The following is a 13762-nucleotide window of genomic DNA, read 5'->3' on the forward strand; positions in this document are numbered from 1 at the left end:
GCTCACAGCGCGAGCCCCGGGACGACGCGGCCGGCCGGATATCCTTCCGATTCCGGTCCGACGAGGATCGCCGCATCGGCGTGGATCAAGCTGGCCAGCGCAAGGTCGCTGCCGCCCAGCGGCAGAAGGCCGTCAGGCATCCGGCGGGCGAAGACGATCTCGCTCATGCCGATGGTGGAGGCGATCTTGCCCAGAAGCGGTGCGCCGCTTCCCGCCGGAGCCCGAGCTCCGGACAGGCTCGCGATCAGCGGGCGCGCGAGGGCGACGAAGGCGCCGAGCGCCGCGTCGGGCCGCCCCGGCAGCAGAATGACGGGCCGTCCTCCCACCTCGCCGAAGCCCGCGGTGTCCCCCGGCTGGAGGGCGATGCCATGCGCCCGCACCGTTCCAGCCAGGGCCAGTCCGGCGGAGGCGTGGTCGTTGTGTCCGAAGCCCGTCCCGCCGATCGTCAGAACGGCGTCGCCGTCCTGTGTTCTGAGCACATCCGCGATCGCGTCCGGAGAGTTGGCGGCCACGATGTTGGCCACCAACGCGCCCGCCGCGGTGATCCAATGCGCCAGGAGGGGGGAGAGGGTGTCGGCCTCGGGCGCTCCCGCGACGATCAGGGTCAGGCGGGGACGGCGTAGGGCGAGACTCGCGAAGCCGGCCGCCTGTAGGGCCAGCCGGTGCAGGGCCGTCACCCGCTGACCGGTGGCGAGGAGCAGGGTGCCGGGCGAGGCTTCTGCACCGGCCGTACGCACGCCCTCCCCCATCGGGACATCGGCCACGATGGACGATCCCTCGATGGCTTCGGGGGGCAGGATCGTGTCGGCATCCTCCGGCAACCGCGCGCCTGCCTCGACCCAGGGCGGGCGGCCCACGACGAGAATCGGCGCGAAGGGCGAGGCGCCGACGACGTCCGCACCGCGCACGGCCCAACCGTCTCGCAGGGCCGTCGCAAATTCCGGAATGGCCCGCGGCGCATGGCAGTCGACGGCGCCGGTCCCGCCGAGGCCCTCGGCGAACGGCACCGCCTCCGGTGCGACCGGGACAAGGTGCTCCGTCAAGAGACGAACGGCCTGCGTCAGTGGCATGAGAGCCGAGGATGCGGTCCGGCGCGGACCGGGTGCCGCTGCGGGCGAGCCGGCCTCCGGTTCGAGGGCGCTGCGGTCGGATGCGATCATGCGTCGAGCGATGCGCCATCGCCGAGCGATGATCAAGCGCCCCCCGGGTCTCCCGCGTCACCGGGTCCCGTCTCCATGCAGCGACATCTCTCTGGCGGATCGTCTAAATTCGCGCGCCGGGCCGGTATCCCGGCGTTTTCTCGCGGGGGATGCAGTGCAGGTTTTCGGCAAAGCCTTGGTCGATCGTGTCCCATCCCGGCGGGCACTCGCCCTCTGCTTCCTCGCGTCCCTTGTGTCAGGCTCACCCGCCGCCGCGCAGTTGCGCGGCCACGGCGGCCCGGTTCGGGCGCTGGCGGTCGCGCCGGGGGGTGCCCTCGCGATCTCGGGCGGCTTCGATCAGGCCGCGATCCTGTGGGCGATCGACAGCGGCAGCGCGCTCACCGTCCTGCGCTTTCATGACGGGGCCGTAAACGCGGTCGCCGCCTTGTCCGAGGGCGGCTTCGTCACGGCCTCGGAAGATGGCCGTATCGCCCTCTGGCGCGCCGGCCAACCCGAGCCCGAGCGGGTCTTCACCGAACATGCGGGGCCGGTGGCGGCGCTGGCGGTCTCGCCCGACGGATCGCTGCTGGCCTCGGCCGCCTGGGACGGAACCGCCCGGATCCGCCCGATCGCCGGCGGCCCGGCCCGCGTGCTCGCGGGGCACCAGGGCAACGTGAACGCCGTCGGTTTCCTGCCGGATCGGCGGCCGGTCACCGCCGGCTACGACGCCACCGTGCGGATCTGGCCGCGGGCCGACGACCCCGCGGGCGTGCCCATCGTGGTCACGCTGCCCACCATCCTGAACGCGCTGGCAGTGACGCCGGACGGCGAAATCGCAGTCGCGGGCGGGGACGCGGTCGTACGCCTGTTACACCCGGACGGATCGGTCCGCGCCTCGGTCGATGTCGGGCCGAACCCGGTCATCGCGCTCGCGCCCTCCCCCGATGGCCGCTGGATCGCCGCCGCCACCGCCGGCGGCGCGGTCGCGGTGATCGACCGGGAATCGGGTACGATCCTGCATCGCCTCGTCGGGCCGGGCCTGCCGGTCTGGTCCATCGCGTGGCGCCCGGACGGACGCGAACTCCTCACGGGCGGCAGCGACCGACTGATCCGGCGCTGGGATGCCCTGAGCGGCGAACCGATCGGTCCCCTGGCGATGCCGCGTCCGTCGGATGCCCTGGCCGCGTATCACGGGGACCGGGGCGCCGAGGTGTTCCAGGCCTGCGTCGCGTGTCACGCTCTTACCCCGGAGGACGGCCCCCGCGCCGGCCCCACGCTCGCCGGCATCATCGGCCGGCGCATCGCCACCGTGCCGGGCTACCGCTATTCCGACGCCCTGAGGGGCATGGACATCGTCTGGGACGCGCGCACCATCGCTCGGCTCTTCGAGGTCGGCCCGACCCGCTACACACCGGGGACGCGGATGCCGGAGCAGACGATCAACCGGGCGGAAGACCGGGAGGCACTCGTGAAGTTCTTGGAGAGCGCGACGGCGACGCGCTGAATCCGGCTCACAGCGTCCGGATCATGTAACGGGCCTCGCCGCCGTAGCTGGCGAGCGTCCTCGCCGTCGCGTCGCTCGGCGCGCAGCTTCGAAAGCCATGGCGCTCCCAGAACCGCACGGTCCCGTTGACCGCCACCAGGGCCAGGTCGTGCAGCCCGGCCTCCCGCATCCGGCCGATCAGGAGCGCCAGACCCGCTCCGGCCTGCCCGGCACCGGCGAGCGCCGGTTCGATACCGAGGTCATGCAGGTAGGCAGCGCCCTCCGCCGACGGCACGGGCGCGAGTGATCGGTTCAAGGGCGGAACTCGTCCGAGCGGCCAGGGATACGCAACCGCATACCCCGCGACGCCTGCATGCGCGTCGCTCAGAGCCAGACACAGGCGGGCTCCCAACGCGAGCCGTTCGCCGAAATGCGCCGCATCCTCCGGATGGTCCGGGAACAGCCGGTCGGCCAGAGCGACGACCTGTACGAGATCCCGCTCCTCCATGCTCCGCCACGTCCAGTCGCCCATGGCAGCGGCCGATCCGGCTAGATCGCCTCGCCGCGGGCGGCGCGCTCGCGGAGATAATCCTCCGTGGTGCGCGGGCGGTCGCGCTCGGGGCCGGCATGGGGATCGAAGCCCTGATTCACCGCGACCTCGACACGACAATCTTCGCACATCATGAGGGCCTGCACGCGCGCTTCGCCGGCTTCGCCCCGGAACATCCAGTGCCGATCGCGCAGCTTCTCCACTACGCGCTCGATGGTGCTGCGCGTGCCGAAGGGCTTGGCGCAGGCGATGCACGCGAAGGGCTCCTCCTCCTTCAACACCCGCCGTGGCGCGGCCCAGGCCTCGAAATCGACGCCCGGCTTCAGGGTGATGACACTCTCCGGGCAGGTATTCGCGCAGAGACCGCACTGCACGCAGAGGCTCTCCTCGAAAGCGAGGAACGGCCGGTCGGCACTGTCCGACAGTGCATGGGTCGGGCAGGCGCCGACGCAGGCCAGGCAGAGCGTGCAATCCTCGGTGCGGAACTCCAGGCCGCCGAATGGAGCCCCCCCGGCCAGCGCGATCCGCGCTACCGGCTCGGGGGCTGCCCCATGCATCTCGTTGAAGGCAAAGCGTAGAACCTCTCGCTTGCCGCCGATCGGCATGAAACGAGAGGGAACGCCGGCCGCTTTTCCGACCCGCTGTCCTGTCAGGGTGGCGCCCAGAACATCCGGGTCGTCGGTTTCGATCAGGGAGACGACCGGCTCTGAAGTTCCGCTGCCAAAACCGAGCCCGCGCGCCAGGGTGTCGCCGAGGGCCACCGCCCGGCGCAGACTGTCGAGGTCATGCTTGGGTCGGTCGCGGGCGAGAATGCGGACCCCGGCGGCGCCGTACGCAAAGAGTGCCGCGAAGGCCTCCGGGCCTAATTGCGTGATCTCGTTCACCCGCACGGGCAGCACGTGAGCCGGCAGGCCGTCTCCATGACGGGCGAGGGCGTCGATCAGAGGTTCGCCGTGGTCGCCATCGTGAAACAGTATCACGCCGTCACGACCGCCAGCGGCCTGGTAGGCGACCATCAGGGTCCGCAGCCGGCGCATCAGCGCATCGGCCGGCGGCAGCGCATAGGCGGCAGCCCCGGTCGGGCAGACCGAGGCGCAGTTTCCGCACCCGGCGCAGATGTAGGGATCGATCGCCACCGTATCGCCCGCTGGCGCGATCGCCCCCGTCGGGCAAACCTCGAGACAGCGGGTACAACCGGTGACGCGGGAGCGTGAATGAGCGCAAAGCTCGGCGTGGAAATCCACGAAGCGCGTCTTGTCGAAGGTGCCGACAAGGTGTGACGCCTCCGTTATCAGGCGCTCGACCGCCGCCGGATCTCTCGGATCCGCGCGGAGATAGCCGAGCCGGACCTCGTGCGCCGGAAACAGGGCGGTGCCGCCGGTGACGTCGAGGACGATGTCGCAGGTCGAAGTGGCGCCGTTGCGGCTCGCTCCGAACAAGAGATGCGATCGGGACGACGGCGCCGGCAGGGCATAGTCGTCGATGCGCAGCTCGAAGGCCCCGAGCCGTCCCTTGGCGCCGGCGATCGTCCCCTGCACGATCGGAAAGTCATTGCGCTTAGGCGGCTCGACCGTTTCCGGCCGACTTAGAAGCACCGTCACGTCGAGGTGCTCCGCGAGACGGCGGCCGATCTCGATGGCGGTCGCATCGCGACCATAGACAAGTGCGATGCCCTGGCTCACGATCGCGACGGTGGCTGCATCCGGGACCGGCTCGGCGCTGGCGGCGAGCAAAGCTGCCATCTTCGGGCCAGCCGCGTCACCCTGGGACGACCAGCCTGCCGTCTCGCGAATTTTGGCGTAGACCACCCGGTCCTCGGCGCCGAGCTCGGAGGCGACCTCGTCGAAGAGGGGCGACTGCAGGGTGCAGGACACGGTAACCGCACCGCCCGCCTGCACGGCGCCCCGAAATCGGTCGAGCTCGTGGCCGCAGAGCTGATCGGCCACCCTGAGCGTCCCGCCGCACCCACGCCCGATCGCCTCGGCGTCGAGCGACATCGTCTTCTCGCAGGTGCAGGCGAATACGATACGGTCGGACACGGACGAACCCTGGATGGATCTGGGGAAGCTGACGCAGACGACGGGCCGGCACAGCGATGGCCTCTTCGCGTCGTCGTTCGTATCTCATATACTCAAATGGTTCAAAACTGCGATCCGACACCGGAGCGCAGCGACGACACGTCCCGCGCGCATCTTGCGCCTTGTGCCTCGGTCGCCGGGACGACATCTCGGTGGCAGCGCTTCTCCCGCAACCGGTTCCTCGCGAGTCCTGCCTTCTCCGTGACGACAACCCCAGACCTCGATCTCCGATCGACAGCACTCGCTCTGCCACCGGCATTCACCGGCCGCCTGGTGGGAGGTGCCTGCGATGCCTTCACGGAAGCCCGGTCGCTGGCCGAGCATCAGGGGGCTGATGCGGCGGGCACCCTCGTGCTTACCGAACGCGCGGGCGTGCTCGACCTTGCAGTGGTTCTGGCGCCGGAAGAGCCGCTGGTCTCGGCGCGCCGCGCATTCCTGGCTGCCATGACGGCCCTGGCCGACGCTGTCGGCGCGCATGGTCCACCGGAGATGCCGCTGACCTTCGGCTGGCCCGACGTGCTCGTCTTCGACGGCGCCCGGCTCGGGGGTGGGCGGTTGGGCTGGCCCGCCCAATGCCCGGAGGAATCGACGCCGGACTGGCTGGTTTTCTCGGCCATGCTTCTTCTCTCGAAAGGAGCCACCGGCGATCCGGGGCTCACTCCTGGTTCGACGGCCCTCGACGAGGAGGGCTTTCCGGCGGACATCCGGTTTCCGCTGGTGGAGAGCTTTGCCCGCAATCTGATCCGGACGTTCTCCCTCTGGGCGGAAGATGGCTTCGACGGGATCGCCGCCCGCTACCTCGCGCACCTGCCGACACCGCCGGGCGTGCCGGTCTATATCGATCGGGCCGGCGACGTCATCCTGGGTGAGTCCGAGCGCTGGCCTCTGGCGCGGCTGCTGCGCGAACCGGCATGGCTTGATCCTGAAACCGGGACGGTCCGTTTATGACGGCGCTCAAGCTGCCGCGCACACTGCGGCTCGACCCCTCTGATACCTTCGTCTTCGCACATCCGGCCGAGCCGGGTGAATGGGCGGTGACGGGGTCGTTTCTTTTCTGGGACCAGGATCTTTCCGCCCTGGAGGGGAAAGCGCGCGCCGCCTTCCGGTCCGGTTTCGTCGGGGTGACGTCTCTCGGCTTCTCGACCCTGGTGGTGGTGACCGAAGCGTCCGAGACCGAGCGCGATGCTGCGGTCGAGGATTTGGCTCGACATCTTCACGAGCGTCTCGGTGCACCGGACCGGGTGACCGCACGGGCGGCGGCCCGCGAAGAGCTCGACTTCGCAGCCTCCCTCTGTGGCGTTCCCATCGGGAGCGTCGTAGCGATGCACCGGACCCAGACGGACGGCGAGATTACCGAAGCCTTCCGGACGTTGCACCAGCGCGATGCCGGAACGCCGGGAGCCGACCGTCTGCATGCCCATGCCCGCGCCTTTCGCTTCGTGGAGACCGATGAGGAGGAACCCGAGGAACGCGCCGATCTCATCGGGCTCGCGCGCGCTTCGGCTTCCTCGGGGAACTGATCGATGCCAGCCTTCGTACCGGGACAGACCCTGCCATGACCGAATTCTGGGTCTCCAGCGGCCACCACCTGACGCAGCGCACCGAGGGTGGCGGATTGGCCGTCACCGACGAACTGATCCTCGCCTATCTGGCCCGCCCGGAGGTATTGCCGCCCGACGACGCCTGCGCCGCGGAGCGTGCCCTGTATGCCGACCTGCTCGCCCATCCACGCCGCGTCGTATCAATGGAGGCCGTGAGGGCCATCGCGGATCCGGATGCTCGGGAAAACTGGGAGGTGCTGCTTGCCTTCCGAGACCGCCTGTTGGCGGCGCGCTCGATCGAGGCAGCCTATCTCGGAATGATCCGGGAGGGCCTGCAGGGCATTCCCTCGCTGTTCCTGAACCAGCTGGTCCACCTGATCCTGCGCAACGCCCTCGACGGCTGCGACGACCCGTTCGTGCTGCGCGCGGCGGAGCTGTTGTTCCGGCCTCAACGGATCAGTCGCCTCGACAACGCCGTTCTCCTGGCCGACGCCGAGGTGATCGAGGCGCGGGAAGGGAGCGCCCCCCTGTCGCCGCTGGTGAGCATGCTGGGCAAGGACGCGGCGAACGAACTCGACATCCTGAACGAGGACAATGCCTGGAGCTATTGGAGCCGCTCCGATGCATTCTCGATGGCGCTGAACCTCGGCTCCAGCATGCGCAGCCGCGTGGCGCTGGCCCGGGTGATCGAGGCTTTCGTCGGGCACCTCCTGAACGTCGAGGTTCGGGTCAACCCCCTCGACAAGCTCGAGGATTCCGACTGGCGCTGGTTCGTCGGCCTGGATGCGGAAGCGACGCGGATCGGCAACGCCCTCTGGCGCGGAGAACCGGTCTCGAGCGCCGACCAGGAACGCGTCATCGCGCTCTTCAGCCTGACGTTCAGCGACCGGACGCGCCTCGAAGACTCGGTCGGCGACCGTCCGGTCTACCTCCTGCTGGCGGCGACGGGCGCGAACCTCGTGACGCTGAAGCCGCACAATCTGATCGCGGGTCTTCCCCTCAAGACAGCGCAGGCGCCTTGCTGATGCCGAACGATCCGACAATCCTCGACGAAGATGCGGGCGGACGAGCGCTGGACGACCCTGAGCAGGATCGCGCCAGGCCGCAGAATCATTTCGAGGTCGGTATCCTAGTCGCCCGACGACGCCTGCGCGGCCCCTGGGCGACCCATGCCTGGCTGCCGGTCGCGGCACTCCCAGCGGCGCCTCCCGTCGCGAACTGGACCCCGCTTACAGAAAACGAAGAGGAATCAACGTTCTACGCCGGATCCTACGAGGTTCTCCTCCACCCCGCGGAGACCTCGCATTATCGCGACAACCTCGTGTCCGGACGTCCTTCCCTCTGGGTCTCGTTGCGCAAGCTCGGTGAGGATTCCTACGAGATCGCGACCGTGACGGCGGACCCCTACGAGGGCGAGGCCATGGCGGAAGGCATCGGCGAGATCGTGGAGGCGGTCCCGATGCCGACGGAATGCCAGGGCATCCTGCTCGCGTTCTTCGAGGCGTTCCATGTCGAGCGGAAGTTCGAGAAGCGGAAGCGCGACCGCGCCGATCCGGAAGCGCTGGCGCGGGGCGGTCAGGGCAAGGGACGCGGCGAATGAACGAGAGCCTTCTCTCACGCTGGGCGCGACGCAAGCAGGAGGTTCGTCAGCACGAGCGCGCGCAGGCGGTCAAGGAACCGTCGGCGCTCGTGGTCCCGCCCGAACCGCAAGTCGTTGACGAAGCTCTCGTTTCCACGGAACCAGCGCTCGACGACGAGAGCCTGGCGGACGCGATCGCCCGGTTGCCGAAGATCGAGGATCTGACCGCGGAGACCGAGCTCGTTCCGTTTCTCAGGGCGGGGATTCCGGCGGCGCTGCGAAAAGCCGCCCTTCGGCGGATGTGGTCCGTCGATCCGGCGATCCGTGATTTCGTCAGCGAGGCCCGGGAATATGCCTACGACTGGAATACGCCCGGTGGGGTACCCGGGCTCGGACCCATGCTCCCCACGGACGACATCACGGCAATGGTCGAGCGGATCATGACCGGCCACGCCCCGAAGCCGCCGCAGAAGCCGGTCGGTATCCAAGAGGGTGACGTCGAGGTCGCGCCGTCGACCGTCCCGGTCGCGGATGAAACCGCCGCGGAAACGCAGATGGTCTCCATCCAGGACGCGCCGACCGCGCACGTCGGCGCGGAGGACCTTCATCCATCGCAGAATGGCGAGCGCACGTTTCAATCGGCCCCGATTGTTTCGCCCCTGCGACGCCATGGCGGCGCGATGCCGAGCTAATGCGAAGAAACGCGATTGCCGTTCGGTGAAACCCTTTTTATTATCAATACAAACTAGACCGCACCTCAGGTGGAGCGGCGGGGGCCGGAAGGGTCGAGGAGTGGTATGCGTTCCGGTGCGCCGTTTTCAGAGCCGCCAGGGGAAGTCGGCGTCGGGGTGATGGATCGGATGGACGAGGCCACGACGGTGAGCTTGGCCCTGGACGAGGTCGATCACCTGCGCGCGCAGCAGTACGACCTTCTCGCGGTCCTCCTCGGCCGTCCTCCCACGGCGGATCTTCTTCGTGCGTTGGCGGGGCTCGAGGGCGGCGACAGCGTCCTGGGCCGCGAGGTCGCTTCTCTCGCAGCCCTGGCCCGGGAGACGTCGGCGGATGCCGTGGAGCGGGAATATTTCGCGCTCTTCGTCGGTGTCGGGCGGGGAGAGCTTCTGCCCTACGCCTCCTACTACCTGACGGGGTTCCTGAACGAGCGGCCCCTCGCCCGGGTTCGCGAGGATCTCTCGGGACTGGGCATCGAGCGCGACCCCGCGACGACCGAACCCGAGGATCATCTCGCGATTCTCTTCGACGTGATGGCCGGGCTCACGGCCGGACGGTTCGAGGCCGAGCCCGGTGCCGCGCGCGCGTTCTTCCTCCGGCACATCGCGCCGTGGGGCGAACGTTTCTTCACGGATCTGGAGCGGGCCAAGGCGGCGCGCTTCTATCGCCCGGTCGGGGCCCTGGGACGGGCCTTCCTCGAGATCGAGGCGGCGGCTTTCGCGATGGATGCCTGAGGCATCCGTCTCTTTGGATCATGGCGCTCGACCCCGTGTCGGAGAGCGCCGGAGGGAGTGTGTGGGCGATGGGACAGGATCAGAAGGACCAGCTCGGCCGTCGCCAATTCTTCCGCGCGCTCGGCGGCGGCACGGTGGCGGCCGCGGCCGGCATGGCGTCGCCGCTCTCGGTCACCGAGGCGCAGGCCTATGACCCCGGCACGGACGAGACCCGGTCGCGCTACCGCCTCACGGACGAGGTGAAGGCGTTCTACCGGACGAACGGCTACGAGACCCTTCAGAACAGCACGAACGCCGGAAAGAAGTGAGCCTGCGATGCTGACCAAGCGCAAGAGCGGCGAGGCGAGCCGCACCAAGCACCAGGCCGTCGCCGCGGGCCTCGCGGCCGGCGTGCTCGACCGTCGCGGCTTCCTGAAGAAGTCGGGCCTGACCGCCGGCGCCCTGGCGGCGGCCGGCACGATCCAGCTCGGATCGGTCCGGCAGGCCCGCGCCGCCGGCTCGTCGGCCGTCGGCCCCGACGTCCAGATCAAGAAGAACGTCTGCACCCACTGCTCGGTGGGCTGCACGGTGACGGCCGAGGTGGTGAACGGCGTCTGGGTCGGCCAGGAGCCGTCCTATGCGAGCCCGATCAACCGCGGCACGCACTGCGCCAAGGGCGCGGCGATCCGCGAGCTGGTCTCGTCCGACCGGCGCCTGAAGTACCCGATGAAGCTCGTCGGCGGCCAGTGGCAGCGCGTCTCTTGGGAACAAGCCATCGAGGAGATCGGCGACAAGCTCGGCGCCATCCGCGAGAAGAACGGCGCGGACTCGGTCTACTGGCTCGGCTCGGCCAAGTTCACCAACGAAGCCGCCTACCTGATGCGCAAGTTCGGCGCCTTCTGGGGCACCAACTCCGTCGATCACCAGGCACGCATCTGCCACTCGACCACGGTGGCGGGCGTCGCCAACACCTGGGGCTACGGCGCCCAGACCAATTCCTACAACGACATCCGCAACGCCAAGACGATGATCATCCTCGGCGGCAACCCCGCCGAGGCGCACCCGATCTCCATGCAGCACGTGCTGTCGGGCAAGGAGATCAACCGCGCGAACATGATCGTCATCGATCCGCGCTTCACCCGCACGGCGGCCCACGCCACCGAGTACGTGCGCATCCGCTCCGGCACCGACATTCCGGTGGTCTGGGGCATCCTCTGGCACGTCTTCCAGAATGGCTGGGAGGACAAGGAGTTCATCAGCCAGCGCGTCTACGCCATGGACGACGTCCGCAAGGAAGTCGCCAAGTGGACCCCCGAGGAGGTCGAGCGCGTCTCCGGCGTGCCCGGCGAGCAGCTGCGCCGGGTGGCGGAGAAGTTCGCCAAGGAGAAGCCCGCGACCCTGATCTGGTGCATGGGCGCGACCCAGCACACGGTCGGCACTGCCAACGTGCGCGCCCTCTGCATCCTGTGTCTCGCCACCGGCAACGTGGGCAAGCCCGGCACCGGCGCGAACATCTTCCGCGGCCACACCAACGTGCAGGGCGCCACCGATCTCGGTCTCGATGTCACCTCGCTGCCGCTCTACTACGGTCTCGTCGAGGGCGGCTGGCGCCATTGGGCCCGCGTCTGGGACGTGCCCTACGAGTGGCTGCAGTCCCGCTTCGACGAGGTTCCCGCCGCGGCCGGCCGCAAGGCCCGCTCGCGCAAGGAGAACATGGAAGCGCCCGGCATCACCTCGACGCGCTGGTTCGACGCCGTGAACCTGCCGCCGGAGCAGATCGACCAGCGCAGCCCGATCAAGGCGTTCATGGTGTTCGGCCACGGCGGCAACACCGTGACCCGCCTGCCCGAGGCCATCGAGGGCATGAACAAGCTCGAGCTCCTGGTGGTCGCCGATCCGCATCCGACCACCTTCGCGGCCCTCGATGCCCGCCAGGACAACACCTACCTGCTGCCGATCTGCACCTCGCTGGAGATGGAGGGCTCGCGCACGGCTTCCAACCGCTCGCTCCAGTGGGGCGAGCAGATCGTCAAGCCGGCCTTCGAGTCGAAGAACGACTACGAGGTGCTCTACCTCCTCGCCAAGAAGCTCGGCTTCGCCGAGACGCTGTTCAAGAACATCAAGGTGGAGAACAACGTCCCTTCGGCCGAGGATCTGCTGCGGGAGATCAACCGCGGCGGCTGGTCGACCGGCTATTGCGGCCAGAGCCCCGAGCGGCTGAAGGCGCACATGCGCAACCAGCACAAGTTCGATCTCATCACCCTGCGGGCACCCAAGGACGACCCGGAGGTGGGCGGCGACTATTACGGCCTGCCCTGGCCGTGCTGGGGCAAGCCCGAGCTGCGCCATCCGGGTTCGGCCATCCTCTACAACACCTCCCTCCACGTGAAGGACGGCGGCAGCACCTTCCGGGCCCGGTTCGGCACCGAGCGCAACGGCCAGACCCTGCTGGCCGAGGACAGCTTCACCAAGGATTCCGACCTCACCGACGGCTACCCGGAATTCACCTTCGGGGTGTTCAAGAAGCTCGGCTGGGACAAAGACCTGACGGCGGACGAACTCGCCACGATCCTCAAGATCGGCGGCGACAAGGCCGACACCGTGAGCTGGGCCACCGACCTGTCGGGCGGCATCCAGCGGGTCTGCCTCGATCACGGCGTGATCCCGTTCGGCAACGGCAAGGCCCGGGCGAACGCCTGGAACCTGCCCGACCCGGTGCCGGTGCACCGTGAGCCGGTCTACTCGCCGCGCCCCGACCTCGTGGCGAAGTACCCGACCCGCCCCGACGAGCGGCAGTTCCGCATGCCGAACATCGGCTTCTCGGTGCAGAAAGCGGCCGTCGAGCGCAACGTGGCGCGCGATTTCCCCATCATCCTCACCTCGGGCCGCCTCGTGGAATACGAGGGCGGCGGCGAGGAGACCCGGTCGAACCCGTGGCTGGCCGAGTTGCAGCAGGACATGTTCGTCGAGATCAACACCGGCGACGCCGTCGAGCGCGGCATCAAGGACGGGTCCTGGGTCTGGGTCACCGGCGCCGAGAACAGCTCGAAGGCCAAGGTCAAGGCGCTCGTCACCGACCGTGTCGGCAAGGGCGTCGCGTTCATGCCCTTCCACTTCTCGGGTTGGTACGAGGGCAAGGACATGCGCGACTACTACCCGAAGGGCACCGACCCGGTGGTGCTCGGCGAGAGCGTCAACTCGGTCACCACCTACGGCTTCGATCCTGTGACGGGCATGCAGGAGACGAAGTGTACCCTATGCCAGATCAAGGCCGCGTGAGAGGAGCGCATCGACCATGGCCCGTATGAAGTTCCTCTGTGACGCCGACCGTTGCATCGAGTGCAACGCCTGCGTCACCGCCTGCAAGAACGAGCACGAGGTGCCCTGGGGCATCAACCGCCGTCGCGTCGTGACGCTCAACGATGGCAAGCCCGGCGAGCGCTCGGTCTCGATGGCGTGCATGCACTGCACGGACGCGCCCTGCGCGGCCGTGTGCCCGGTGAACTGCTTCTACACCACGGCCGACGCGGTGGTGCTGCACTCCAAGGACATCTGCATCGGCTGCGGCTACTGCTTCTACGCCTGCCCCTTCGGCGCGCCCCAGTATCCGCGCGTCGGAAACTTCGGCTCGCGCGGCAAGATGGACAAGTGCACCTACTGCTCGGGCGGCCCGGAGCCGGACCTGTCGGTGGCCGAGTACGAGAAATACGGCTCGAACCGCCTCGCCGAGGGCAAGCTCCCCCTCTGCGCGGAGATGTGCTCGACCAAGGCCCTGCTCGCCGGCGACGGCGAGATGATCGCCGAGATCTACAAGCAGCGCGTGATCAAGCGCGGCTACGGCTCCGGCGCCTGGGGCTGGAAGACGGCCTACCGCGAGACCGTGGCGATCTGATCGCCCCCTCGCCCCTGGAGCCGGCGGCCATCCGGCGGCTCCGAGACGACACGCCATC

At 68.8% G+C, this 13762-nt stretch carries 13 protein-coding genes; 10 read left to right on the plus strand and 3 right to left on the minus strand.

The window, feature by feature from the left end:
* Positions 1-2: 2 nt before the first annotated feature.
* Positions 3-1070, minus strand: coding sequence for a molybdopterin-binding protein (locus ASG51_RS22330; protein ID WP_056383274.1), 1068 nt, complete (start codon positions 1068-1070; stop codon positions 3-5).
* A gap of 322 nt (positions 1071-1392) precedes the next feature.
* Here ASG51_RS22330 and ASG51_RS22335 point away from each other — a divergent pair, with 322 nt between their 5' ends.
* Positions 1393-2643: a c-type cytochrome gene (locus ASG51_RS22335; protein ID WP_244480236.1), complete on the plus strand. Its 1251-nt coding sequence runs from the start codon at positions 1393-1395 to the stop codon at positions 2641-2643.
* A gap of 7 nt (positions 2644-2650) precedes the next feature.
* On the opposite strand, the gene ASG51_RS22340 is transcribed toward ASG51_RS22335, so the two are convergent.
* Both ASG51_RS22340 and ASG51_RS22345 read right to left on the minus strand, forming a co-directional pair.
* A complete protein-coding gene (locus ASG51_RS22340; RefSeq protein ID WP_082514206.1) occupies positions 2651-3154 on the minus strand; it encodes a GNAT family N-acetyltransferase in 504 nt (167 codons plus the stop codon).
* A 17-nt stretch (positions 3155-3171) separates the two neighbouring features.
* Positions 3172-5169 carry a 4Fe-4S binding protein gene (locus tag ASG51_RS22345; protein WP_056383121.1) on the minus strand — a complete coding sequence of 666 codons (1998 nt, stop codon included), beginning with the start codon at positions 5167-5169 and terminating at the stop codon, positions 3172-3174.
* A 282-nt stretch (positions 5170-5451) separates the two neighbouring features.
* Here ASG51_RS22345 and ASG51_RS22350 point away from each other — a divergent pair, with 282 nt between their 5' ends.
* From ASG51_RS22350 to fdh3B, 9 genes are all read left to right on the plus strand, one after another.
* Positions 5452-6198 carry a biotin/lipoate--protein ligase family protein gene (locus ASG51_RS22350; protein WP_056383123.1) on the plus strand — a complete coding sequence of 249 codons (747 nt, stop codon included), beginning with the start codon at positions 5452-5454 and terminating at the stop codon, positions 6196-6198.
* Positions 6195-6770, plus strand: coding sequence for a DUF6505 family protein (locus ASG51_RS22355; RefSeq protein WP_056219209.1), 576 nt, complete (start codon positions 6195-6197; stop codon positions 6768-6770). The genes ASG51_RS22350 and ASG51_RS22355 overlap by 4 nt, the downstream gene beginning before the upstream one ends.
* A gap of 35 nt (positions 6771-6805) precedes the next feature.
* Positions 6806-7816: a DUF6352 family protein gene (locus tag ASG51_RS22360; protein WP_056383124.1), complete on the plus strand. Its 1011-nt coding sequence runs from the start codon at positions 6806-6808 to the stop codon at positions 7814-7816.
* Between the two features lie 47 nt (positions 7817-7863).
* Positions 7864-8391: a DUF3305 domain-containing protein gene (locus ASG51_RS22365; protein ID WP_056383279.1), complete on the plus strand. Its 528-nt coding sequence runs from the start codon at positions 7864-7866 to the stop codon at positions 8389-8391.
* Positions 8388-9062, plus strand: coding sequence for a DUF3306 domain-containing protein (locus ASG51_RS23745; protein WP_082514209.1), 675 nt, complete (start codon positions 8388-8390; stop codon positions 9060-9062). The genes ASG51_RS22365 and ASG51_RS23745 overlap by 4 nt, the downstream gene beginning before the upstream one ends.
* Before the next feature lie 168 nt (positions 9063-9230).
* Positions 9231-9833: a molecular chaperone TorD family protein gene (locus ASG51_RS22375; RefSeq protein ID WP_244480237.1), complete on the plus strand. Its 603-nt coding sequence runs from the start codon at positions 9231-9233 to the stop codon at positions 9831-9833.
* Between the two features lie 68 nt (positions 9834-9901).
* Positions 9902-10141 carry a formate dehydrogenase gene (locus ASG51_RS22380; protein WP_056219196.1) on the plus strand — a complete coding sequence of 80 codons (240 nt, stop codon included), beginning with the start codon at positions 9902-9904 and terminating at the stop codon, positions 10139-10141.
* Between the two features lie 7 nt (positions 10142-10148).
* Positions 10149-13091: a formate dehydrogenase subunit alpha gene (locus tag ASG51_RS22385; protein ID WP_056273118.1), complete on the plus strand. Its 2943-nt coding sequence runs from the start codon at positions 10149-10151 to the stop codon at positions 13089-13091.
* Positions 13092-13107: 16 nt separating this feature from the next.
* Positions 13108-13704, plus strand: coding sequence for a formate dehydrogenase FDH3 subunit beta (gene fdh3B / locus ASG51_RS22390; protein ID WP_055955987.1), 597 nt, complete (start codon positions 13108-13110; stop codon positions 13702-13704).
* Positions 13705-13762: the final 58 nt, after the last annotated feature.

This window comes from Methylobacterium sp. Leaf465 (assembly GCF_001424705.1).
GTDB lineage: Bacteria > Pseudomonadota > Alphaproteobacteria > Rhizobiales > Beijerinckiaceae > Methylobacterium.